The sequence below is a fragment of the Rhizobium sp. Nf11,1 genome (assembly GCF_050587665.1).
GTDB lineage: Bacteria > Pseudomonadota > Alphaproteobacteria > Rhizobiales > Rhizobiaceae > Rhizobium.
The window spans coordinates 320691-344994 of record NZ_JBOBHU010000002.1; the positions used below are offsets into that span (position 1 = coordinate 320691).

20 protein-coding genes and 1 pseudogene are annotated in these 24304 nt (G+C 61.9%); 10 read left to right on the plus strand and 11 right to left on the minus strand.

The window, feature by feature from the left end; translation table 11 throughout:
* The first annotated feature begins 89 nt into the window (after positions 1-89).
* Positions 90-2228 carry a methylmalonyl-CoA mutase gene (scpA, locus tag ACQ7C1_RS04375; RefSeq protein ID WP_430957464.1) on the plus strand — a complete coding sequence of 713 codons (2139 nt, stop codon included), beginning with the start codon at positions 90-92 and terminating at the stop codon, positions 2226-2228.
* 45 nt (positions 2229-2273) lie between these two features.
* Here the strand turns inward: scpA and ACQ7C1_RS04380 are convergent, their stop codons facing one another.
* Positions 2274-3434 (minus strand): fumarylacetoacetate hydrolase family protein, encoded by a 1161-nt coding sequence (locus ACQ7C1_RS04380; protein WP_183698299.1) that lies wholly within the window; start codon positions 3432-3434, stop codon positions 2274-2276.
* 368 nt (positions 3435-3802) lie between these two features.
* On the opposite strand from ACQ7C1_RS04380, the gene ACQ7C1_RS04385 reads away from it, so the two are divergent.
* Both ACQ7C1_RS04385 and ACQ7C1_RS04390 read left to right on the plus strand, forming a co-directional pair.
* Positions 3803-4813: a Gfo/Idh/MocA family protein gene (locus tag ACQ7C1_RS04385; RefSeq protein ID WP_221156745.1), complete on the plus strand. Its 1011-nt coding sequence runs from the start codon at positions 3803-3805 to the stop codon at positions 4811-4813.
* A 10-nt stretch (positions 4814-4823) separates the two neighbouring features.
* Positions 4824-5918, plus strand: coding sequence for a Gfo/Idh/MocA family protein (locus ACQ7C1_RS04390; RefSeq protein WP_085781582.1), 1095 nt, complete (start codon positions 4824-4826; stop codon positions 5916-5918).
* A gap of 4 nt (positions 5919-5922) precedes the next feature.
* On the opposite strand, the gene ACQ7C1_RS04395 is transcribed toward ACQ7C1_RS04390, so the two are convergent.
* A complete protein-coding gene (locus ACQ7C1_RS04395; protein WP_221156743.1) occupies positions 5923-6432 on the minus strand; it encodes a GNAT family N-acetyltransferase in 510 nt (169 codons plus the stop codon).
* 142 nt (positions 6433-6574) lie between these two features.
* Between ACQ7C1_RS04395 and ACQ7C1_RS04400 the strand changes: the two genes are divergently transcribed.
* Entirely contained in the window at positions 6575-6967 is a 393-nt protein-coding gene (locus ACQ7C1_RS04400; protein WP_221156741.1) for a VOC family protein, read from the plus strand.
* A gap of 47 nt (positions 6968-7014) precedes the next feature.
* Here ACQ7C1_RS04400 and ACQ7C1_RS04405 read toward each other — a convergent pair whose 3' ends face one another.
* Positions 7015-7935 (minus strand): helix-turn-helix domain-containing protein, encoded by a 921-nt coding sequence (locus ACQ7C1_RS04405; RefSeq protein ID WP_183698295.1) that lies wholly within the window; start codon positions 7933-7935, stop codon positions 7015-7017.
* A gap of 86 nt (positions 7936-8021) precedes the next feature.
* On the opposite strand from ACQ7C1_RS04405, the gene ACQ7C1_RS04410 reads away from it, so the two are divergent.
* The 5 genes from ACQ7C1_RS04410 to ACQ7C1_RS04430 all read left to right on the plus strand — a co-directional run bounded on the left by ACQ7C1_RS04410 (position 8022) and on the right by ACQ7C1_RS04430 (position 14224).
* The gene (locus tag ACQ7C1_RS04410) at positions 8022-9296 is read left to right on the plus strand and encodes an extracellular solute-binding protein (protein ID WP_097599593.1); all 1275 of its coding nucleotides are present in this window, start codon (positions 8022-8024) and stop codon (positions 9294-9296) included.
* An 86-nt stretch (positions 9297-9382) separates the two neighbouring features.
* Positions 9383-10243 carry a carbohydrate ABC transporter permease gene (locus tag ACQ7C1_RS04415; RefSeq protein ID WP_085781577.1) on the plus strand — a complete coding sequence of 287 codons (861 nt, stop codon included), beginning with the start codon at positions 9383-9385 and terminating at the stop codon, positions 10241-10243.
* A complete protein-coding gene (locus tag ACQ7C1_RS04420) occupies positions 10240-11076 on the plus strand; it encodes a carbohydrate ABC transporter permease (protein ID WP_085781576.1) in 837 nt (278 codons plus the stop codon). Before ACQ7C1_RS04415 ends, ACQ7C1_RS04420 begins: the two co-directional genes overlap by 4 nt.
* 25 nt (positions 11077-11101) lie before the next feature.
* A complete protein-coding gene (locus tag ACQ7C1_RS04425) occupies positions 11102-12184 on the plus strand; it encodes an ABC transporter ATP-binding protein (protein WP_221156739.1) in 1083 nt (360 codons plus the stop codon).
* 36 nt (positions 12185-12220) lie between these two features.
* Positions 12221-14224 carry an aldo/keto reductase gene (locus ACQ7C1_RS04430; RefSeq protein WP_221156738.1) on the plus strand — a complete coding sequence of 668 codons (2004 nt, stop codon included), beginning with the start codon at positions 12221-12223 and terminating at the stop codon, positions 14222-14224.
* Positions 14225-14269: 45 nt separating this feature from the next.
* Here the strand turns inward: ACQ7C1_RS04430 and cydX are convergent, their stop codons facing one another.
* The 7 genes and pseudogenes from cydX to ACQ7C1_RS04465 form a co-directional block, all read right to left on the minus strand.
* Positions 14270-14392 carry a cytochrome bd-I oxidase subunit CydX gene (gene cydX, locus ACQ7C1_RS04435; protein ID WP_085781573.1) on the minus strand — a complete coding sequence of 41 codons (123 nt, stop codon included), beginning with the start codon at positions 14390-14392 and terminating at the stop codon, positions 14270-14272.
* A 13-nt stretch (positions 14393-14405) separates the two neighbouring features.
* On the minus strand, positions 14406-15560 hold the full coding sequence (gene cydB / locus ACQ7C1_RS04440) for a cytochrome d ubiquinol oxidase subunit II (RefSeq protein WP_430957465.1): 1155 nt from the start codon (positions 15558-15560) through the stop codon (positions 14406-14408).
* 6 nt (positions 15561-15566) lie between these two features.
* Entirely contained in the window at positions 15567-17147 is a 1581-nt protein-coding gene (locus tag ACQ7C1_RS04445; RefSeq protein ID WP_430957466.1) for a cytochrome ubiquinol oxidase subunit I, read from the minus strand.
* A 77-nt stretch (positions 17148-17224) separates the two neighbouring features.
* Entirely contained in the window at positions 17225-18916 is a 1692-nt protein-coding gene (locus ACQ7C1_RS04450; protein WP_430957467.1) for an amino acid ABC transporter ATP-binding/permease protein, read from the minus strand.
* Positions 18913-20640 carry a thiol reductant ABC exporter subunit CydD gene (gene cydD, locus ACQ7C1_RS04455; protein WP_430957468.1) on the minus strand — a complete coding sequence of 576 codons (1728 nt, stop codon included), beginning with the start codon at positions 20638-20640 and terminating at the stop codon, positions 18913-18915. Before cydD ends, ACQ7C1_RS04450 begins: the two co-directional genes overlap by 4 nt.
* A 4-nt stretch (positions 20641-20644) precedes the next feature.
* Positions 20645-21067: pseudogene (locus tag ACQ7C1_RS04460) on the minus strand (GbsR/MarR family transcriptional regulator); the annotation flags it as partial.
* A 213-nt stretch (positions 21068-21280) separates the two neighbouring features.
* Positions 21281-21880 (minus strand): HupE/UreJ family protein, encoded by a 600-nt coding sequence (locus ACQ7C1_RS04465; RefSeq protein WP_430957469.1) that lies wholly within the window; start codon positions 21878-21880, stop codon positions 21281-21283.
* A 269-nt stretch (positions 21881-22149) separates the two neighbouring features.
* Here ACQ7C1_RS04465 and ACQ7C1_RS04470 point away from each other — a divergent pair, with 269 nt between their 5' ends.
* A complete protein-coding gene (locus tag ACQ7C1_RS04470) occupies positions 22150-23181 on the plus strand; it encodes a hydroxyacid dehydrogenase (protein ID WP_430957470.1) in 1032 nt (343 codons plus the stop codon).
* Positions 23182-23234: 53 nt separating this feature from the next.
* Here ACQ7C1_RS04470 and ACQ7C1_RS04475 read toward each other — a convergent pair whose 3' ends face one another.
* Positions 23235-24248: a Tim44 domain-containing protein gene (locus ACQ7C1_RS04475; protein WP_085781565.1), complete on the minus strand. Its 1014-nt coding sequence runs from the start codon at positions 24246-24248 to the stop codon at positions 23235-23237.
* Positions 24249-24304: the final 56 nt, after the last annotated feature.

Below are 24304 nucleotides of genomic sequence, written 5' to 3' on the forward strand. Positions count from 1 at the left end.
AATGGCGTGCTGTGTTAATTGTCCTAAGGCTGTATCGCGTGATCCACCTATGAAGTGATAAGGTGGCGATGAAGCAGCCGGAGGAACGCATGACGAAGAAGACGCTGTCGGATTGGGCGGAGCTTGCGCAGAAGGAGCTGCGCGCCTCACCCGAGACACTGACCTGGCACACGCCGGAAGGCATCGCTGTCAAGCCGCTCTATACCGCTGAGGACCTCGAAGGCGCCGCGCACCTCGGCTCGCTGCCGGGTTTTGCACCCTTTACCCGCGGACCGCGCGCGACAATGTATGCCGGCCGGCCATGGACCATTCGCCAATATGCCGGCTTCTCCACAGCAGAGGAATCGAACGCCTTTTATCGCCGCAATCTCGCTGCCGGCCAGAAGGGCCTGTCGGTCGCCTTCGATCTTGCCACCCATCGCGGTTATGACAGCGACCACCCTCGCGTCGAGGGCGATGTCGGCAAGGCGGGCGTCGCGATCGACAGCGTAGAGGACATGAAAATCCTGTTCGACGGCATTCCGCTTGGTGACATGTCGGTCTCAATGACCATGAACGGCGCCGTCATTCCGATCCTCGCTTCCTTCATCGTCGCCGGCGAAGAGCAGGGCGTGCCGAGGGCCGAGCTGTCGGGAACCATTCAGAACGACATCCTCAAGGAGTTCATGGTCCGCAACACCTATATCTATCCGCCAGAACCTTCGATGCGGATCGTTGCCGACATCATCGACTATACGGCAAGGGAGATGCCGAAATTCAACTCGATCTCGATCTCCGGCTATCACATGCAGGAGGCCGGCGCGACGCTGGTCCAGGAGCTTGCCTTCACGCTGGCCGACGGCCGCGAATATGTCAGGGCGGCAATTGCCAAGGGTCTCAACGTCGATGATTTCGCCGGAAGACTCTCCTTCTTCTTTGCGATCGGCATGAACTTCTTCATGGAGGCGGCGAAGCTGCGCGCCGCCCGGCTGCTCTGGACCCGCATCATGGAGGAGTTCCGGCCGAAGAAGGCATCCTCGCTGATGCTTCGCACCCATTGCCAGACCTCCGGCGTTTCATTGCAGGAGCAGGATCCCTACAACAACATCATCCGCACTGCCTTCGAGGCGATGTCGGCCGTGCTCGGCGGCACGCAGTCGCTGCACACCAACTCCTTCGACGAGGCGATTGCGCTGCCGACGGAATTCTCCGCCCGCATCGCCCGCAACACCCAGCTAATCCTCCAGCATGAAACCGGAGTGACCAAGGTGGTCGATCCGCTGGCGGGCTCCTATTATGTCGAGAGCCTGACGAAGGAACTCGCCGACAAGGCCTGGGCTCTAATCGAGGAGGTGGAAGCGCTTGGCGGCATGACGAAGGCTGTCAACGACGGTTTGCCGAAGCGGCTGATCGAGGAAGCGGCGGCGCGCCGCCAGGCCGCCGTCGACAAGGGCGAGGAGGTCATCGTCGGGGTTAACCGCTACAGGCTCGACAACGAACAGCCGATCGACATTTTGGAGATCGACAACAGCGCAGTGCGCAACGCGCAGATCCGCCGCATCGAGGAGACGAAGCGGCGGCGCGATAGCAGCGCCGTGCGCGAAACGCTGGCCGCCTTGGCAGAAACCGCACGCAGCGGCAAGGGCAATCTGCTGGCGGCCGCCATCGAGGCGGCGCGGGCCCGCGCCACTGTCGGCGAGATATCGGATGCGATGCGCGCTGCCTTTGGTGATCATGCCGCGACACCTGATGTCATCAGGGGAGTCTATGGCGAAGCCTATGACAATGAGCCGGAACTTGCCGTCCTGAGGGAGCGTATGGCAGAGGTGACGGAAGCGATGGGATACCGGCCGAAAATCATGGTCGCCAAGCTTGGTCAGGACGGGCACGACCGGGGCGCTAAAGTGATCGCCTCGGCCTTCGGCGACATCGGCTTCGACGTGCTCGCCGGTCCGCTGTTTCAGACGCCTGACGAGGCTGTCGAGTTGGCGCTTGATCGAAAGGTCAATGTCGTCGGCGTCTCGTCGCTCGCCGCAGGCCACAGGACGCTGCTGCCGCAGTTGGTCGAGAGGCTCAGGGAAAAGGGTGGCGACGATGTCATCGTCGTCTGCGGCGGCGTCATCCCACGACAGGACTATGAATTCCTCCATGAACACGGCGTTGCGGCCGTGTTCGGCCCGGGCACGAACGTTCTGGAAGCGGCAAACTCCGTTCTCGACCTGCTAGAGGGCAAACGGCGAAACCAGTAGTTCATAAAATCTGCGCAGCCGGAGGCAACCCGCTGCGCACTTTGCTTAGAGCAACCCGCGCGTCGCAAGGTTGCGCATCAGTGCCGATATGCCGAAGGTCCACGGCGGGCATTCGGTGGAGAGGCGCACGGTATTGACGAGCGTGCCGAGCCCGGCCGAGGAAATCTCGACGACATCGCCGATCTTGTGCGTGAAGCCTTGCTTCGGCGCATCACGGTCCTGCGTTGGCGCAAACAGCGTTCCGAGAAAGAGCATGAAACCATCGGGGTATTGATGATGAGGGCCAAGCGTCTGTTTGACGAGATCGGTCGGGTCGCGGCTGATCTGCGACATCGAGCTTTTCCCATGCATCACGAAGCCGTCCTGCCCCGTTACCTTCAGATCGAGTTCGGCCCTGCGCACCTCATCCAGCCCATAACCGGCATCGAACAGCCGGACGAACGGACCAATCGAGCAGGAGGCGTTGTTGTCCTTGGCCTTGCCGAGCAGGAGCGCCGAGCGCCCTTCGACATCGCGAAGGTTGACGTCATTACCGAGCGTCGCTCCCTTGATTTCACCGCGGCTGTTGACCGCGAGCACGATTTCCGGCTCCGGATTGTTCCATGTCGAGATCGGATGCAGGCCGACATCGGCACCCCAGCCGACCGAAGATAGCACCGGCGCCTTGGTGAAGACCTCGGCATCGGGGCCGATGCCGACCTCAAGATATTGCGACCACATTCCCTCGTCGATCAGCGCTTGCTTGACCTTGGCGGCCTCGGGCGAACCGGCCTTGAGGTTGGTGAGACTGCCGCCGATCAGCGCGCTGACGCGCTCACGGATCGAGGCGGCACGATCGGGATTGCCGGCCGCCTTCTCCTCGATGACGCGTTCGATCATCGACTGGGCAAAGGTGACGCCGCAGGCCTTGACCGCCTGCAGGTCGGCGGGCGCTAGGAGGTAGGGCCGTCCGGCATCCGGTTTTCCGGTGCTGTTGGCGGCAATCTCCTCCAGAGGACCGATCTCCTTGCCACTTGCGGCTCGGACGAAGCCCGCGGCATTCTGGCTCTCGAGCAGGGCGCTCAGCGTCGGAGCCTCGTGCGAGGTGATGTCGATGAGCATTCCGTCACGAAGCGTCACGATGCTCGGGCCGGCAACTTCGGGATTCCAGACGCGCCCGACAAAAATTCCGCCGGAAGCGGCAGCATCGAGAAGGGGATGAGACATGGTGATCCTCCGTTACAGGCAGCGGCGAGCGCTCTTGAAAGAATTCCGAGATTGTTGCCGCCCTCCAGCCCGGCGGCCGCCGAAATCGATCACATTCGGCAGAGCGGAGCAAGATAGGCGGGGGAAAAAGACTTTTGCCGGATCGGATTGAAAAGCGGATCTGCTGCCTGCATCAATTCGAATGAAGGTCATAAATAACTATTTAGATACATAATAAGCTTTATTTTTCAGATGGTTGAATACGAACACTGGCGATTTCACCCCCCAGCTTGCCTTGACAGGAGCCAGCTTTCGTTATCTGTTTTGGCCGATATGGAGGATGCTGGCACCAGCCGGCCGCACGAAAATCCCGGGAGGATATTGCAGCGATGTTGAGATTTGCCGTCGTCGGAATCGACCATGGGCATACGTTCGATCACGTGAAGGGACTGCTCGCCGCAGGCGGCGAGTTCGTTGGCTATTGCCCGCAGACCACCGTGCCGGCATTGCGGGAAGCCTTCGAGAAGACCTATCCCGATGCGCCGCAGATCGACCGGGAGAAACTGTTCGACGATCCATCGATTGATGTCATCTGCATTTCCGCCATTCCGCGTGACCGGGCCGGGCTCGCCGTCCGCGCGATGAAAGCGGGCAAGGACGTGATGACCGACAAGCCGGGTGTGACGACCTTCGCCCAGCTCGAGGAGGTTAAGCGCACCGTTGCCGAGACCGGCAAGATCTTCTCCATCTGCTTTTCCGAGCGCCATTGCGTGCGCTCCGCCGTCAAGGCCGGCAAGCTGGTTAAGGAAGGTGCGATCGGCAAGGTCATTCAGACGCTCGGCGTCGGTCCGCACCGGCTGCAGTTGCCGACCCGACCCGATTGGTTCTTCGATCCGGAATATTTCGGCGGCATCATCGTCGACATCGCCTCGCACCAGGTCGATCAGTTCCTGTTCTATACCGGCTCGACCTCGGGCGAAGTCATCGCCAGCTCGATCGGTAATTTCGGCATGCCCGATAAACCCGCCTTCCAGGATTTCGGCGAGGTGCTGCTGCGCTCCGACAAGGCGGCCGGTTATGTCCGCGTCGACTGGTTCACCCCGGAGGCGCTGCCGACCTGGGGCGACGGCCGCCTCACCATCCTCGGTACGGAGGGTTATATCGAGCTGCGCAAATATATCGATATTGCCGGTAGGCCGGGCAAGGATCACCTCTTCCTCGTCAATGGCAAGGAAATGACCCATATCGATTGCAGCAGTGAGAAGCTCGATTATTTCGACGCGTTCACCGCCGATGTCGCTAACCGCACGCAAACGGCGATGACGCAGGATCACGTTTTCGAAGTCTGCCGGCTTTCGCTCGAAGCCCAGACGAAAGCCGCGCGTATCGGCGCTCGCTGAGGAGGATATCATGGCCAGGAAATTACGCGTCGGCGTTATCGGCGCTGGTATAGCCGCGCGGCACCTAACGGGCTTCGGCTGGAACAAAGATCTCTTCGAGGTTCCCGTCCTTTGCTCGCTGGACGAGGATCGCGGCCGGGCGCTGTGCGACGAATTCGCCATTGCGGAATATACGCAGGATGCGGATTCGCTGTTTGCCCGGAACGATCTCGACATCATCGACATTTCGACGCCACCGAGCTCGCATTTCGAACTCTGCCGCAAGGGAATCGAATCCGGCAAGCATGTGATTTGCGAGAAGCCGCTCTTCGGCTCGATTGCCGAAGTCGATGAGATGGGCCGCATCCTCGCCCGCTTCCCGGGCAGGAAGCTGATGCCGATCTTTCAGTATCGCTACGGCTCCGGCCTGCAGAAGCTGAAACTGCTGATCGAGCAGGGCCTAGCCGGCAAGCCGTTCCTGACGACGATCGAGACCCATTGGTGGCGCGGGCCGGATTATTACGCCGTGCCGTGGCGCGGCAAATGGGCGAGCGAACTCGGCGGCGGCCTTCTCGGCCACGCGATCCATGCCCATGACATGCTGAATTATGTGCACGGTCCCTGCGCCGAAGTATTTTCCTATGGGGCGACGCTGGTCAATCCGATCGAGGTCGAGGATACGGCCGCCCTCTCGGTGAGAATGCAGAATGGCTCGCTGGCGACGCTGTCGATGACGCTCGGCTCGCGCAAGGAAATCTCACGGCTGCGTTTCTGCTTCAGCGATCTCGTCGCCGAGAGCATCCTCGAACCCTATACGATGGGCCGCGATCCCTGGGTCTTTACCGCCGGAACCGAAGAGCACCAGGCGCGGGTCGATGCGGCCCTCGCCGCCTATGTGCCGGGCGAGGATGGTTATACCCGCCAGTTCGAGCTTTTCCACAGGGCGATCGTCGAGGACACGGAACCGCCGGTGACGTTGCAGGATGCCCGCAATTCGCTGGAGCTGGTGACGGCCGCTTATTTCTCCCAGCGCACCGGCCGGCCGACGCCGATGCCGATTGCCGCCGATCATCCGCTCTATCGCTCCTGGCTCCCGGAAGAACAGCGTAGGTCCGACGGCCTCTGAACGATTACGAGGTGGATGCCGGGCGGCGCTTGGCATCCACCCTGAAACGCTTCTTGATCCGATCGACCGGCGTTCCGTCCAAAAGCGGGACCTGAATGAGCCGGTCATAAGGCTCAAAGCCCATCTTTGTGTAATAGGCAAGACCTGCGAGATTGTCGGCACGAATGGTCGCATTGATGAATTCAAGCCCGAGTTCCTCGGCTGCTGCCAGCGTCGCCGGAAAAAGGGCACTGCCGACGCCGGAAATTTTGGGGTTCATGCCGGCAAATGTCGCGATATCGGCATAACCTCTCGGCGGGTCGCCGAAGAGACTCAACGACTGGAAGCCGGCAAGCGACCGATCATGCTCCGCGACATGACAGATAAGGGGGAACTCGCCGTCGATGAACCAATCCGCGAATTCCGCAGCCGTCAACGGCGTCTCGAGTGCGGTTGTTCCGCCGGCCAGAATGAGTTTGTTCAGGAGACTGCACAGCTCCTCCGAGTCGGCGGATACCGCCCTTCGAATATGCATATGGTTCTGACCCCGTTTTTACTCCCACCGTACAGGTGACGTCCACAGAGCACAACCGAGTGCCTCGTCGACTGCCGTCAACGCCCTTCGATCCTCCTTGAAAGCCTTAGACCTTTTGCAATCCGAACCGAGAGAAGCACCCATGCTGAAATCCTTCGAACATGTCGGCATGACGGTCAGTGACATGGACCGCTCCGTCGATTTTTACTGCAGTCTGCTCGGCCTGCGCCTGCATCTGCGCAAGAGGATGGCCGATGGCGCCGAGATCGCCTTTCTCGATGCCGGCGGCGGCATGCTGGAAATTTTCGCGCCGGCAGAAGGCGCGGCGAGGGCGGTCGACGTGCCGGACGGTGCGGCCGGCCTGCGCCACCTGACCTTCCTGTTCGAAAATGTCGAGGGGACCTTCGCTCGTCTGGAAAAGGCCGGCGTCGAGATCAAGGAGCGGCCGCGTCTGGCAATCAACACCGCGGTTCTGCACAAAGTCGCCTTCGTTCGTGATCCCGATGGCATCCAGATAGAGCTCGCCGAGAGGTAGCTCAGCGTTTGGAGCCGCCGGTGACGCTCACCGAGGCGAAACATGCGTTAGTTGCGGAAGGCGCCGGCGGGCATCGTCGTCACCAGGCGGATGTCGCGACGGAAATCGGATGGCGACATGCCGGCGATGTGGCGGAAGGATTTGTTGAAGGCGCTGATCGAGCCGAAGCCGCTGTCCATCGCCACCTGCAGAACATTAGCGCCTTCGCTCATCAGCATTGCCTGGGCGCGAGACAGCCTGAGCAGCGTCACATATTTGCTGAGCGTCATGCCTGTCGATCGCTTGAAAAGATTCATGGCATATTTCGGATGCAGATCCGCGGCGCGAGCGATATCGACCGAATCGATGTCCTGGAGGAAATTGGCGGCGATGAAATCGCACATGCGCGCGACGCTTCGCGAGGAGTTGGGATGCAACTGATCGCCGTCCAGGCTGGCGGTCGTCTTCGATGTCGTCATCGAATAGGGTTCGAATGCGATACGCTCGATGCGCAGCAGCAATTCGTCCACGGCATGCTGGGCCTTGGCGGAATCACCGGAATTGGCATAGCGAAACCAGCGAGCGAAGTTTTCGTTATCAGCAGCGTCCGTTGCCGAGGTCAGCAACGTCTCACCTTTCATAAGACGACTGGAAATGCTGATCGGCAGGCGCAGCCGGAAGAAATAGACAAGCGGCAGGTGAGCACCGGCATAGAGCGAATCATCTGACGATTCGTCCATCTGATGCGGCTGCCCACCCCAAAACAGGCACATATCACCGGCGTTCAGCCGAAACGCGTGATCGTTCATGCGGTAATGCACACTTCCGCGCATGACATAGTTGATCTCGACCTGCGCGTGCCAGTGCGGCATGGCCATGACAGGCGGGTGCGCGTGAAACATCTGCAGTGCCGTCGGCGAACCCTCGATGCTGCTAGCGCCGGGCTGATAGATTGCGCGCGTGCCGACCTTACTTTCCGCCAAATCCATATTCCCTTTTTAGGAGACAGCCGCTCCCTTGCGGATAGTCTAACCGCGTTCGTGAAAGATCGGCAATTGAAAAGGGAGGATTTTCAATGCGCTTCAAACTTCTCGCTGCGACCGCAGCTGTCGCACTGCTTGCTTCCGGCTCGGCCTTCGCTGAGTCGGCCAATCTCACAATCTGGAGCTGGAATGTCGCCGCATCGGCGTTGAAATCCACGCTTCCCGGCTTCAACAAACAATTTCCCGATATCAAGGTCACCGTCGAAGATCTTGGCAACAGCCAGGTTTTCGACAAGACGCTCGCAGCCTGCGCTGCCGGCGGCGACGGCTTGCCCGACATTGTCAGCATCGAAAATTTCGAGGCTGAAATCTTCTGGAGCCGTTTTCCGGACTGCTTCGCCAATCTGAAGGAGCTCGGCTACACGGCCGATATCCAGGCGAAGTTCCCCGACTTCAAGCGCACCGAACTTGAGGTCGGCGATGTCGCCTATGCCATGCCGTGGGATTCCGGTCCCGTCGCCGTCTTCTACCGCCGCGACATGTACGAAAAGGCCGGCGTCGATCCGAGCACGATCAGCACCTGGGACGATTTCATCGCCGCCGGCAAGAAGATTTCTGCCGCCAATCCCGGCGTCGTCATGGCACAGGCCGATTTCAACGGCGACAGCGAATGGTTCCGCATGATCGCCAATGAACAGGGCTGCGGTTATTTCTCGACCGACGGCCAGAACATCACCATCAACCAGCCGGCCTGCGTCGCCGCGCTGCAGAAGGTGAAGGAGATGAAGGATGCAGGCACGCTGACCGCAGCCAACTGGGACGAGAAGATTCAGGCCAACACCGCCGGCAAGGCCGCAAGCCAGCTCTATGGCGGCTGGTATGAAGGCACGGTGCGCTCGACCTCACCCGATCTCAAGGGCAAGTGGGGCGTCTACAGAATGCCGAGCCTGACGGCCGACGGCCCGCATGCCGCCAATCTCGGCGGCTCGTCGCTCGCCATTTCAGCCACCTCCGCCAACAAGGAAGCCGCCTGGAAGTTCGTCAACTACGCCCTCGGGACGAATGAAGGCCAGGTCACCATGCTGAAGGAATTCGGTCTGGTCCCGTCGCTGCTGTCTGCCGAGAAGGATCCTTTCGTCAACGAGCCGCAGCCCTATTGGGGCGGCCAGAAGGTCTGGGCCGACATTCTCGCGACCCTGCCGAAGATCGTGCCGAGCCGCGGCACCGCCTTCCAAAGTGATGCCGAAGGCATCTTCAAGGCAACGCAGGCGAAATTCTTCGCCGGCGGCTATCCCGATGCGAAGGCGGCTCTCGACGATGCCGCCAAGCAGATCGCTTCCGCAACCGGACTTCCGATCGCGCAATGAATGACGATGCCGGGCGCTTCCGCGCCCGGCATTTCACCCGCCTGCAGCGCGGCCCGTCATTCATCCGTTCGTGAGGAGGAGGCTCGATGCCGTTCAGAACCCGGAGCGCCTATGCGTTCCTCGCCCCCTATCTGCTTGTTTTCGCCACCTTCTGGGTCTGGCCGATCATCGACTCGTTCCTGATTTCTTTTCAGAACACGCGCATCAATCCCTGGAAATACAGTTTCCAGGCCAATTGGGGCCGGCTCTTCTACGACCCTGCCTTCTATAACGCTCTCTACAACACGCTGATCATCCTGGTGATCCAGGTGCCTGTCATGATCGCGCTGGCGACCGTCATGGCCGTGCTGCTCAATTCGCCGCTTCTGAAGGCGCGCCCGCTTTTCCGTTTCGCCTTCTTTGCCCCCGTCGTCGTCGGCGAGGTCGCCTACGCAGCCGTGTTCCGGCTGATGTTCAGCCTCGATTTCGGCATCATCAACAAGATGATTTCAGCGGTCGGCTTCAGCCCGATCTCCTGGTTCGACAACGCCAATGCCGCGATGGCGGTGATCATCCTCGCCGTCACATGGCGCTGGGCCGGCTATAACGCCATCATCATCCTGGCCGGCCTGCAGGCCATCCCCGACGATGTCTACGAGGCCGCGACGCTCGACCGGGTGAGCAAGACACAGCAATTCTTCCACATCACCCTGCCGCTCTTGAAGCCGATTATCCTCTTCTGCGTCGTGCTCTCGGTGATCGGCACGATGCAGCTATTTACGGAACCCTTCCTCATCACCAATCGTGGTGGTCCGGGCGGCGGCACCGAGACACTTGGCCTCTTCCTCTACCGCCAGGGTTTCACCTCGCTGAACTTCGGTTATGCCTCGGCGATCGCCTATACGATGGCAGCTCTCGCCGTGGTGATCTCCTTTTTCAATCTCTGGATCGGGAGGGACCCGAAATGAGATCCAAGTCGCAATCCCTTCTCGTCCGTCAGATCGCGCTGCACGCCGCACTAGCGCCGCTGGCGCTGATCTGGCTGTTTCCGCTGTGGATGATGTTCGTCTTCTCGACAATGCCCGACAACGGCATCTTCAATCCCGAGATCGTGCTGTGGCCGTCGACCAATTTCGTCGAGAATTTCAAAAATCTGCAGGCAGATACCGATTTCATCGGCGCAATGGTAATTTCTATCGGCGTGGCGCTTATCTATACCGTGCTCTCGGTGATGCTGACCTCGATGGCCGGCTGGGCGCTGGCGCGTTATCGTTTCGTCGGCCGGTCCGTTGTCATCGCCATCATCCTCGGCACGATCACGCTGCCCTTCTCCGTGGTGGTCATACCCCAATTCATCATGGTGGCGCGCGAGTTCAAGCTGGCAAACACCTGGGTGGCACTGATCGTGCCGCCGCTTTTCAATTCGCTCGGCGTCTTATTCATGCGACAGTCCTTCTCGATGATGCCGGGCGAGCTCTTCGATGCGGCCCGCGTCGAGGGCGTCAAGGAATGGCAGATCTTCCTGCGCATCGCCCTTCCGCTGGCGCGCCCGACCATGGCGGCATTGGCGATCATTCTCTTCCTGCATTCGTGGAACAATTACCTCTGGCCGCTGCTCATCAATTCCAGACCGGGGATGATGACGGCTCCGGTGGCATTGGGAACGTTGATCGGCCTCACCAAAGTGTCCTGGGGTGGCATCATGGCCGGCGCCGTGCTGCTGACTGCGCCGATCCTCGTCGTCTTCGTGGCGCTCCAGCGCCATTTCATCGCCGGCATCGCGGCCGGCGCAATCAAGTAATCGGGCAAGTAATCGGGGAAGCCGAATGGCAGAGCTTTCACTTACCAACATCGTCAAACGCTTCGGCGGCTTTGAGATCATCCATGGCGCAAATCTGGAGGTGAAGGACGGCGAATTCGTCGTCTTCGTCGGCCCTTCCGGCTGCGGCAAGTCCACGCTGCTGCGGATGATCGCCGGCCTTGAGGATATTACATCGGGCGAGCTTCGGATTGGAGGCAAGGTCGTCAACGACGTCGAGCCGGCAGATCGCGGCATCGCCATGGTCTTCCAGTCCTATGCGCTCTATCCGCATCTGACGGTCGAGGAGAACTTGAGTTTCGGTTTGCGCATGAACGGCAACCCGAAGGCCGATACCGAGCGGCGCGTGAGCCATGTCGCCGATATCCTGCAGATCACCGAACTGATGAAACGGCGGCCGAAGCAGCTTTCCGGCGGCCAACGCCAGCGCGTTGCCATCGGCCGTGCCATCGTTCGAGAGCCCGAAGTCTTCCTGTTCGACGAACCGCTATCGAACCTCGATGCCGAGCTGCGCGTGCAGATGCGCGTCGAGATCTCAAGGCTGCACAAACAGCTCGGCACGACGATGATCTATGTCACCCACGACCAGACCGAAGCGATGACGCTTGCCGACCGCATCGTCGTGCTGCGCGCCGGCAATATCGAGCAGATCGGCGCACCGCTCGACCTCTATGACGACCCGGCCAACCAGTTCGTCGCTGGCTTCGTCGGCTCGCCGAAGATGAATTTCCTGAAAGCCGCGGTCGTCGAGGCGCAGCCGGGCCGGGCGGTTATCGCGCTGGAGAGCAATCCGGAGACGCGCCTGCCGCTGTGCGTCGCCGATCCCATCGAAACCGGCGCGAAAGTGACCCTCGGCATCCGGCCCGAACATTTCGTCGATGGGGGTGCTGGCGATACCGATCTTACCGTTGCCATCGATGTCGCCGAACACCTCGGCAATACCAGCTACATCTATGCCGCCGTCGGCGACGAACAACTGATCATTGAGCGGCCGGAATCGCGCACATCAGGCAATCGAGAGACGCTGACCGTCGGCCTTCCCGCCAACCGCACATTCCTTTTCGACGGCGCCGGCAGACGGCTCCGCTGAACCAATCCCAAGGCAGAAAGACGAAAGAGGATTTCCATGACTTCCGATCAACCGATCCGCTGGGGCATCATCGGCCCCGGCACCATCGCTCGCACCTTTGCCGATGGCGTTGCCCACTCGCGCACCGGCAAACTGGTCGCGATTGCCACCCGCAATCCTTCCAAGCCAGGACTTGCTGAAAATTTCCCAGGCGCCCGCATCGTCGATGGTTACGAGGCGCTGCTTTCCGACCCCGAGGTCGATGCCGTCTATATTTCTGTGCCCCATACCGGCCATGCCGAATGGGCGATCAAGGCGGCGCGCGCCGGCAAGCACATCCTTGTGGAAAAGCCGATCGCGCTTTCGGCCTATGATGCCGAAGCCGTTTACTACGAAGCCAAGAAAGCCGGTGTCTTTGCGGGCGAAGCTTTCATGTACCGGGTGCATCCGCAGACGGAAAAGCTGGTTCAGCTCATCAAGAGCGGCGTCATCGGCACAATCCGCATCATCCGCTCGAGTTTTGGCTTCAACATGGGCAGCTATAAGCCGGAGCATCGGCTTTTCGCCAATGATACTGCCGGCGGCGGCATTCTCGACGTCGGCGGTTATCCTGTTTCCATGGCACGATTGATCGCCGGCGCGGCGGAGGGCAAGGCCTTCCTCGAACCGGAAAAGGTGTCGGGTGTCGCCCATCTTGGAGAGAGCGGCGTCGACGAATGGGCGTCGGCCGTGCTCAAGTTCCCGAACGAGATCATCGCCGAAGTCTCCTGCTCGATCATGGCGCAGCAGGACAATGTGCTGCGCATCATCGGCTCCGAGGGCCGGATCGAGGTCGCTGACTTCTGGTTCGCCTCCGGCCACAAGGGCGGCGTCGGCAAGATTGAAGTCTTCAAGGGCGGCAGCCGAGAGACGATCGAAGTCCGGGAAGAGCGCTGGCTCTATTCCTTCGAGGCGGATGCCGCGGGCGATGCGATCCGGGCCGGCAGGACCGAGTTCAGCACTCCCGGCATGAGCTGGACCGATTCGATCGCAAACCTGCGCGTGCTCGACCAGTGGCGGGCCTCGGTCGGTCTCGAATATGGCGTCGAGAAGGCCATCAAACGCACGTCCAATATATCAGGCGGCGCGGTCACGCGCGGCAACAGCATTCCGCAGCGACAGATTCCAGGCATCTCGAAGCCCGCTTCGGTCGTGACCCTCGGCTTTGAGTTCTTCCCGAACTTCGCCGCCGCCTCGCTGACGCTCGATGCTTTCTACGAGGCGGGCGGCAACGCCTTCGACACGGCCTTTGTCTATGGCGCCGGCAAAACGGAGGCAATCTTCGGCGACTGGCACACCAGCCGCAAGGTGCCGCGCGAGGAGATCGTGCTGATCGGCAAGGGCGCGCACTCGCCGCTCTGCTACCCGGACATGATCGCAAAGCAGCTCGACCAGTCGCTCGCCCGGCTGAAAACCGACTATGTCGACATCTATTTCATGCATCGCGACAACACCGATATACCCGTCGGCGAGTTCGTCGATGCCATGGATGCCGAGGTCAAACGCGGCCGTATCCGCGGCATCTTCGGCGGTTCGAACTGGACGCGGGCGCGTTTCGACGAGGCGATCGCCTACGCCGAAAAGACCGGCAAGGCGGCGCCGGCAGCGCTTTCCAACAACTTCTCGCTCGCCGAGATGCTGGATCCGATCTGGGCCGGCTGCGTCGCCGCTTCCGATGACGACTGGAAGACATGGCTGAACGAGAAGCAGATCCCGAACTTCGCCTGGTCGAGCCAGGGCCGCGGCTTCTTTACCGACCGCGCCGGCCGCGACAAGAAGGATGATGAGGAGATCGTTCGCGTCTGGTATTCCGAGCGCAATTTTGGACGCCGCGACCGCGCCATCGAGCTTGCTGGCAAGCTCGGCCGCAGCCCGATCCATATCGCGCTCGCCTATGTCATCGCCCAGCCTTTTCCGGTCATTCCATTGATCGGGCCGCGCACGATTGCCGAATTGGAGGACAGCCTTTCGGCGCTCGACATCAAGCTGACGCCCGATCAGGTGAAGTGGCTGGAAGGCTGATGAACGAGGAGAGGGGCGCGGCTTCGGACCGCGCCCTTTCCATGTCTACTTCTGCGCCTCTGACGCCTTCTTTCTGGCGGCATCGTCCATCAGCTCGTACCACATGGCGTTGAGGACGGCGAAGGCGGCTGCCAGCGGCAGGCCAAGAATCCATGCGAAATACCACATCGTTTCGTCTCCCTCAGTAAGCGTGACTGTTCTTGTCGGTGACGGACTTCTCGTCGACCTTGCCCCACAAAACCTTGTAGACCCAGGCGGTGTAGGCAAAGATGATCGGCAGGAAAATTACCGACACGACGAGCATGATGAACAGCGTCATATGGCTGGAGGATGCATCCCAGACCGTCAGGCTCGATCGCGGATCGAGCGAGGAGGGCAGGATGAACGGGAACATCGAGAGACCGACCGTCGAAATGATGCCAAAGATCGCGACTTTGCTGAAGAGCAGCGTCATCACCTCGCGCCTTGCCCGCATGGCGATGAAGGCCAATGCCGCACCGCCAAAGCCGAGGACGGGTGCCAGGATCATCCAGGAATGGGCGGTGTAATTGGCAAGCCAGGCGCTCTTTTCGATCACCACCGTTTTCAGCAGCGGATTGGAAGGTCCGATCGGGCTGATATCGCTGGTGATACGGTAGCCGCTGACACCGATCCACAGGAAGAGGCCCCCGAGGGCAAACAGCAAGATGGCGGCAAGGGCGGCGATGCTGCCATAACTCCTCGCCCGTTCCGCAACCGGCCCGCGCGCCTTCAGCACCAGCCAGGCCGCGCCATGCATGGTCAGCATGGCGACGGAGAGCAGGCCGCAGAGCAACGCATAGGGGTTGAGCAAGGCAAAGAACGAGCCTTCGTAGAAAATCCGCATATCGTCGGCGAAGCGGAAGGGCACGCCCTGCAGCACATTGCCGACGGCGACGCCGAAGATCAGCGCCGGCACGAAGCCGCCGATGAAGAGCGCCCAGTCCCAGCCGTTGCGCCAGCGCGAACTGTCCCGCTTTGACCGATATTTGAAACCCACCGGACGAAGAATGAGCGCTAGGAGGATCGCAAACATCGCGAGATAAAAGCCCGAGAAGGAGACCGCATAGAGCGGCGGCCAGGCGGCGAAGATGGCGCCGCCACCGAGGATCAGCCAGACCTGGTTGCCTTCCCAGGTGGCGCCGATCGTGTTGATCGCCACGCGCCGTTCCGTATCGGTCCTGGCGACGAAAGGCAGCAGCGTGCCGACGCCGAGATCGAATCCACCGGTTGTCGCGAAGGCGATCAGCAAGACGCCGAGCAGCAGCCACCAGATGACGCGCAGGGTTTCATAATCGAGGAGTTCATGGAGAATCATGGCAGGTCACTCCGCGGCCGGGACGAGGGTTTCGGAAATCAGGACGGCTTCCGGCTCGTCGTCCGGTTCCGGCCCCTGGCGGATCGCCTTGAGCATCAGGCTCATCTCGATGACGATCAGCACCGTGTAAAGCGCGGCAAAACCGATGATCGTCAGAAGCACGGTGCCTGCGCCGAGGCTGGAGACGGCGGCCGCCGTCGGCAGCACGCCTTCGATCACCCAGGGCTGGCGGCCAAATTCGGCAACCACCCAGCCAAGCTCGATGGCGACCCAGGGGAGGGGAATCGCTAGAACGGCAATCCTCAGAAGCAGCGGATACTTGTCGAGGTGGCGCCGCGCCGACAGCCAGAAAAAGGTTGATGTCAGCAGGATGAAGAAGATGCCGAGGCCGACCATGATGCGGAAGGACCAGAAGAGCGTCGGGACGTGCGGGATGGTATCGCGCGCCGCCTGAGCGATTTGCGCGCCGGTCGCCTGACGCGGATCGTCGACATAGCGCTTCAGAAGAAGCGCGTAACCGAGATCATGGCCGAGATCCTCGAAAGAGCTGCGCACTTCCTGGGCCACCTGATCCTGGGCGGGTGCGGCGCGGATCTGCATCAGCGCATCGTAAGCCTTGATGCCGTCGCGGATGCGGGTTTCGGCCTGCTGTTCGAGCTTGTCGATACCGGGAATCTCTGTTGTCAGCGACCGCGTGCCGATCAGGCCCATGACCCAGGGGATATGCACGGCGAAGTGTGTTTCACGCGCATCCTGGTCGGGGAAACCGAAGGCGGTGAAGGCGGCCGGTGCCGGCTCCGTCTTCCACATGCCTTCGATTGCGGCAAGCTTCATCTTCTGGTTCTCGGTCGCGAGATAACCGCTCTCGTCGCCAAGCACGACCACCGACAGCGCCGAGGCGAGGCCGAAGGATGCCGCCACCGTCATCGAGCGCTTGGCCAGTTCGATGTGCCGGCCCTTGATCACATACCAGGCCGAGACGCCGAGCACGAAGATCGAAGCGCAGACGTAACCCGCCGACACCGTATGGACGAATTTCGCCTGGGCGACGGGATTGAAGACGACGTCGAAGAAGCTTGTTATCTCCATACGCATCGTCTGTGGATTGAGCGCCGATCCCACCGGGTTCTGCATCCAGCCGTTGGCGATGAGGATCCAGAGTGCGGAAAAGTTAGAGCCGAGCGCCACCGCCCACGTGGCGACGAGGTGGCCGACCTTCGACAGCTTGTCCCAGCCGAAGAAGAACAGTCCGACGAAGGTCGCCTCGAGGAAGAAGGCCATCAGGCCCTCGATCGCCAGCGGCGCGCCGAAGATGTCGCCGACATAGTAACTGTAATAGCTCCAGTTCATGCCGAACTGGAATTCCATGACGATACCGGTGGCCACGCCGAGCACGAAATTGATGCCGAACAGCGTGCCCCAGAATTTCGTCATCTGCCGCCAGATCTGGCGGCCGGTCATGACATAGACGGTTTCCATGATTGCCAGCAGCACGGAAAGGCCGAGCGTCAGCGGCACGAACAGGAAGTGGTAAAGCGCCGTCAGCGCGAATTGGAAGCGCGAAAGTGCTACGATATCTAGTTCCATTGTCTTTCTCCCACGGTCCCACGGGGTACGGAGCATTCCCAAGCGCCGGCTGGCGCCTGAGGGCATGCGGCTCTGGCTCAATCCGGCCGAAGCCGGTCGAGCGCCTTTTCGAACGCCGCCTCTCCGCGGCGCGAAATCTCTGAAATGCGGCCGCCTTCGATGACGGCGACGCAGTCTGCAATCGCGGCCTCGCGGCGGATATGGGTCGCGATGACAAGCGAGCGGCCCGCTGCCATCGCCGACAGGCGCTGGAGCACATCGCGGGCGGTGGCGCCGTCGAGGCTTTCGGTCGGCTCGTCTAGCAGCCAGAGCGGCGTATCGCGCAGGAAAAGTCGGGCAAGCGCCAGCCGGCGCGATTGGCCGCCGGAAAGGCCGAGGCCGCCTTCGCCGAGCCGCGTCTCAAGCCCTTGCGGCATGGCATCGACATCGGCCAGCAGGCCGGCGGCGGCAAGCGCATCGTGCAGATGGGCATTGCTCGCATCCGGATCGGCAAGAAGCAGATTGCCGCGCAGACTATCCTCGAAGAGTTCCGTCCGTTGCGTCAGCAGGGTCGCCGTCACTGCGGCGACGCTTCCCGACCTCGCCGGCAATTCGCCGGAAAGCATAGCCAGCAGGCTTGATTTGCCCGCGCCGCTCGCGCCGATGACTGCCAGCCGTTCGCCCTGCCGTAGCGCGAGCTTGATGCTCTCAAGAGCAGGCACCGCGGAATTTTCATGGAAGGCGGACGCGCCAGCGAGTGCAAGGGCATATCCGGGCATCGGTAGCGCCAATGGCTCGGTTGCCGCCGCGGCGGCAAGCCTTGGCGAGATGCGTCTCGCTGCCAGCAGCGTCCGGCCGAGTTCCAGGGCGCCGCGACGCAGGGCCGCGAAGGGTTCGACGGCCGCCAAGGCGACGAGCAGGCTGAGGGCCGCGACAGGCGCGGTGATCGCCTTGGTCTCTCCAAGCGCCGCCACGGCAAGCAACGAAGCCGTCAGCAGCAAGGCCGAGACGAGGCCGAAGCCGAAGATCAGACCGGTTTCGACGCGATTCAGCCCGTCATCGGCATGAGCGGCATAGCTGTCGGCAGCAGCAATCGCGCTCCTCTGGGCCTCAAGCCGGCCGGCCATCAGCAGGTCGGTCTGGCCGGCGACGAGATCGATCGTCCGCGAGCGCAGTGCCTCGATGCCATGGGCGCGCCGGCGGGCATGCTTGCGCGCCGCGCGGCCGCCGATCCATGGCAGGCCGAGGCCGGCGCCGGCGAGAAAGAGGCCGAAGGATAGGCCGAACAAGGGATGCATCAGCCCCAGCACCACGCTCGCAGCCAGTGCTGCGCCGATTGCGACGGCGGCCGGCACGAGAATGCGGAGATAGAGGGAATCGAGCGCATCGATATCGGCCGTCAGCCGGAAGAGCAACCGCGCGGGGCGGCGCAAGAGAGCCCGGGCGGCACCCGGTTCGGCAAAGCCGCGAAACAGCCTCTCGCGGAGCGCGGCGAGCACACCGAGCGTCGCCTCATGGGTGGCAAGTCTTTCACCGTAGCGAGCCGCTGTCCTGATGATGGCGAGCAGGCGAATGGCGGCAGCCGGCGCAAAGACGTCGAAGGTCATGGCAGCCGCGGCCGAAAGGCCGGCAAGCGAGGTGGCTGTGATGAACCAACCGGACAGGCCCAGCAGTGCAATGCCCGCCGTCACCGTCGCTGCCGAAAGCGCAGCACCGAGCAGCAGCGCGCGCCGGCGCTCGGCAAAGAACAGAATGAGGATCGGTCTGATGTCTGCAACAAGGAAACTCATTCGGCGGCCTCCCTCATGACGAAATCGGTGTCGATGCGGACAGTTCGATGCATGCGAGCGGCAAGCTGCGGATCGTGTGTCGCAACGACGAGGGTACGGCCCCGTGCGAGCGCAAGCAGGCTCTCTGCCACATCAGCCGCGGTGGCGGCGTCGAGATGGGCGGTCGGCTCATCGGCCAGAATGATCTTCAGATGCGGATTGCAGGCCGCGCGCGCGATCGCAAGCCGCAGCGCCTCGCCGCCGGAAAGCCCGATCCCGCCTTCTCCGAGCGGCCGGCTGCCATAGGCGTCGGCCACCTTTCCGAGGCTGGCGGCATCGAGCGCGTCCGCCACATTGCCGCGTGAGATGCCGGGCCTTCCGAGCGCAATATTGGCCGCGACGGTGCCGGCAAAGATATGCGGCTTCTGGCCGATCCATGCCATCGCACCCCTCAGGCTGGCGGCAGTTTCATCCCGAAGCTCGATGCCGCCGATGACGATGCTGCCGCCACATGGCGCCAGCCCTGATATCAGCGAAAGAAGCGTCGACTTGCCGCAACCGCTGGCGCCGAGCAGCGCCAGATGTTCACCGGCAGCGATTTTTAGGTTGAAGCCGTCGAGGACAAGCGGCTCGTCGGCGCCGTAACGGAAGGCAAGATTTTCGAGGTAGATGTCAGGAGCCTCGCCGCCAGCGGTTAACACTGCCCCAGCCGCCCCGGGGATCGGCAAAGCATCGGCAGCAAGCGCATCCAGGGCTTTCAGCGCCGCTTCACCGGCCGCCCGGTCATGCCAGACGGCCGAGAGTTCGCGCAGCGGCTCGAAGAAGGCGGGCGCGAGCAGCAGGATGAACAAGCCTTCTTGCAGATCGAGCCCGCCTGACCAGGTTCCGAAGCGGATTTCGCCGAGCAGGCTGAAGCCGACATAGACGGCTATCATCGCTACGCCGAGTGCGGCGAAAAGCTCGAGCACAGCCGAGGACAGAAAGGCGATTTTCAGCACGGACATGGTGCGCGCGCGCAGCAATTCCGCCTCGTGACGCAGCCGCCCGGCCGTTGCATCGACTGCTTCGAGCGCGCGGATCGTCGTCAGTCCGCGCAGCCGATCGAGCAGGAAGCCGTTGAGACCGCCGGTTGCGACAAGCTGTCTTTCGCTTGCCGCTTGGGCGCGCCAACCGATCAGCGCCATGAAGATGGGGATCAGCGGCGCGGCAAGCAGCAGGACCAGAGCGGCGACCCAGGAGACCGGCATGATAAAGACAAGGATGACGAACGGCACAAGGCTCGCCTTGATGCGTGCCGGCTGGAAGCGCGCGAGATAGGGCACGATGAGTTCGGCCTGTTCGCCGATGACGCTTGCGGCTTTGCCTGATGCCGGCCGGCTGCGGTCGGTCGGCGACGATTGGGAAAGGGCAGCGACAGCGAGTTGGCGCTTGCGAGTGAGTTCCGTGCGTGCGGCGCGGAAGGCCAAACGGCCTCCAGCCGCCTCCAGACAGCTTTTTATCAATCCAAGGGCGAGGATGCCGAAGGCCAGCCAAAGCACGTCGTGCAGCCCGCCGCCATCGGCAATACGATCGACCGACACGGCCAGCAATCCCGCCTGCGGGATCCAGAAGGCGGCGGCCAGCGCCTGCAGCATCGCCGCATTGCGCAACTGGCCTTTTCCCGCGTCGGCGTGCGGCGATAGCGGCTCGCAATTGCGCGGCCGAATTTCCACTTCGTTTGTCGCGTCGAAGAAAGCAGTGCCCATGGCGCTAACTCTTGTTCGCAGGATTCGGCCGGCGGGCTCGGCCGAGCGAGACGACCCGGTCCTTGGCCTCCAGAAGCTTTGTCACTTTCGCGCCAAGCGAGAGTAACGTTGCGAGCCTTTCCGTTTCAAGTTGTTTCACATCTTCATACCAATGGGTCAGTTGTTCGATCAGCGTGTGCATCTCGCCCATGCGCTCCTGGGCATAGCGCTCGGCTTCGCTGGCAGGGCGCTGCATCAGGATCTCGCGCAGAACCGACAGCGTCGGATCGACTTCCCGCTTCTTTCGCTCCTCGGCGAGCGTCCGCAATATCTGCCAGACATCATCCGGCGTGGTGAAGAAATCGCGGCGGTCATCCGGCTTGTGCTTGAGCAGGACGAGGTTCCAGGCCTGCAATTCACGCAGGCTCATCGACACGTTGGACCGCTCTGCAAGACGGCCCTGCGTCAATTTGGATGCCCGTCGGTTCGTTGATCGTGCACCATATATAGCCTGCCCCGGCGCCGATGGATTTGACTTAAATCAAGTCTGCAGCAATTTGCGAGGCGACGAAAAAACGCCCGGCAAGGTGTTACCGGGCGTTTGGTGACTGCGATATCAGGTGCGGCCGCCCCTGCGGGGCCGGCTGGGATGGCGTCAGGCTCAGATCAAGCCGGACAGGAGGCCGACGCCGGCGAGGGCAGCAATGCTGCCGGCCGTGCGCGTCACCAACACGCCTTGACGTTTGCCGGCGTGCCCGACGGCGTAGCCAAGCGCGAGGCCAGCGGCGTGCAACAGTGCCGTGGCGACCATGAAACCGGCGGCATAGGCGCCGCCCGCAGCATTTTCCGGCATTTCAGCGCCGTGCGCATGACCGTGGAAAATGGCGAAAAGGCCGATGATACCGGCCGCTGCGGCGAGCGGCGCCTTGACATTGAACGCCACAACGGCGCCAAGCACGACGACTGAAAGCGCGATACCGGTTTCAACAAAGGGAACATTGATACCGGAGACGCCAAGGAGACCGCCGAGTGCCATCACCAGAACGAAGGTCGTCGGCACAAGCCATACGGCGCGGCCGCCGAGCTGAAAGGCGAAAACGCCGACCATCACCATGGCGAGAATATGATCGAGGCCGGATATCGGATGGGCAAAGCCATGGCTGAAACCCGCCGCTTCGCCGATCACGGGATGGGCGGAGGCGACGGCAGGAAGCGCGATGGCGGCCAAACCCAGCAAGCTGCTCTTGAATGCTGATTTCATTGCTCGATCCCCTCTTAAGTTTTCCGGTATGTGGCGGCGGCCAGCAAAGACGTGCGCGCAGGCTAGTTCAAGGAATTTACGTCGTCAACGAAAACTCTAAGAAATAGCAAGGCGATTCAATTGCTTATCTGATAGGCAAATGCCGCTTTCGACAGCGTCGCCGCTTCCATGCGATGTAGCGAAGCATCACGAACTGGAAAGCGTTTCGCACAGAAGCTATCAATCTAAGAGCCGAGGCGGCGCCTACCGCCGCGATGGAGGAGATGTCCATGACGAATGCCGAACGACCGCTGGCGATCAGCGCGCCCGAGCCGCGCACGCTCGACCTGATCTTCAGCGACAAAGCGCGCACCGAACTGCATGCGAAATACGAGATCGTCGAAGCCGATCCGGAGAATATCGCCGGTCTCGGCGACGAAATCATCGGCCGGGCCCGCTACATCATCGGTCAGCCGCCGCTTTCGGCCGAAACGCTCGCCAGAATGCCGGCTTTGCGCTCGATCCTCAACGTCGAAAGCAATCTTCTGAACAACATGCCCTATGACCTGCTCTTCGAGCGCGGTATCCATGTCGTGACGACAGGCCAGGTCTTTGCCGAGCCGGTCGCCGAAATCGGGCTCGGCTTTGCGCTCGCACTGGCGCGCGGGATCATCGATGCGGACGTGGCCTTTCGCGAAGGCAGCGAGCTTTGGGGCGGGGAGGGCAATGCAGGTGCGCGGCTGATCGCCGGTTCCGAGATCGGCATCGTCGGCTTCGGCGATCTCGGGAAGGCGCTGCGCCGGGTCCTTTCCGGCTTCAGAGCGCGCATCAGGGTGTTCGATCCCTGGCTGCCGCGCTCGATCCTCGAGGAAAACGGCGTCGAACCTGCGAGCCTTGAAGATGTGCTGACGAAGAGCGATTTCGTCTTCGTCGTCGCGGCCGTCACCAGTGAAAACAAGGGTTTTCTTGGCGCTGACGCCTTTGCCAGCATGCGCAGGAGCGCCGCCTTCATCCTGCTCAGCCGCGCCGACGTCGTCGATTTCGATGCGCTGATGTCGGCCGTGGCGTCCGGCCATATCCTTGCGGCGAGCGACGTCTACCCCGAGGAGCCACTGCCGTCTGATCATCCGGTACGCAGCCTGAAAGGCTTCATCCGCTCGGCGCACCGGGCCGGAGCGCTCGACAGCGCCTTCAAGAAGATGGGCGACATGGTACTGGAAGACATGGACCTGATGGATCGCGGTCTGCCGCCGATGCGCTGCAAGCGGGCCGAACGCGAGACCGTCTCCCGCATGCGCTCCAAGCCGGTGGCAGTGAATTAGAAATGCCGCCCAAGCTGGTTGTCAGCTTGGCGGCATCCATAGTGGCTGGTTTTTTAGGCGGCGCGCTGGCCGGTGCCCTGAATCGCAGCGAGCTTCCAATCCGCCCCCGGCTTGCGCACGAAGGTCCAGATTTCGATGCTTTCACTCGGACGGCGGTCGTCGCCGGAAACGACACGACCGCTGTCGCGTTCGACCATGGCATCGATGGAGGAATAACGCATGGCAAGCGTCGCATATTCCTGGCCGTTCTCCCGCCAGGCCTCGGCAATATCGCCCTGCAGCAGCCTGACGTCGGAGACACGATTGCGCACGCCGTTGGTGGCGTTTTCTCCCAGTTCCTCGGCCAGGTAGGACATGGCCTCGGGCGTCGTCAGCCGGCGCAACGTGCTGTAGTCTTCGGCGCCGTAAGCGGTCTGCACCTTAGTCAGCAACTCCTCGAACTGGTCGAGATCCGACTGGGTCAGCCCGATCTCGTCGCTCGGGTGATCGCGGCGCGACTGCCCGCCGTAACCGGCGCCCGAGCCGATCGCCGGAATCTGGAACGACGAATTGTTCGTGGGCGCCATATTGAAGGACTGGCCGGCGGACCGGCTCTGGCCGCCGATGCCGTAAGAGGGCTGGCGGCGGTTGGCGAAATAGCGCATGGCGAACATGATGGCGCCGCCGATCAAGGCAATCTGCAGCAGCATGCCCAGGAAGCCGAAGCCGCCGCCGAAACCATGGCCGAGCAGCATGCCGAGAAGGCCGCCGGCGATCAGGCCGCCGATCATCGAACGGCCGAAGCCATTGAAGAAACCCGGGCGCTGCTGGGCGTAGCCGGGCTGCTGCGTGCCATAGGGGGCGGTCGTTTGCGGGCGCGGCGTCATCGAGCGTTCAATAGGGGCAGCCGGGGCAGGCGCCGTGCGGGTAACCGGAGGCGCGCTGAAAGTACGGGTGCCACGGCTTCCGAACCCGCCGAAGCCGCCGGCGCGGCGCGCATCGGCATCGCTGATCGTGGCAAAAACGGTAGCGCTCGTCAGTACGGCAATGGCGGCCATCTTGGCAAAACGCGAAACGGTACTCGGCATTCCTGGTCTCCTGTCATGCACAATCACGGCATGTCGGGATAGAATATAGGTCGTCT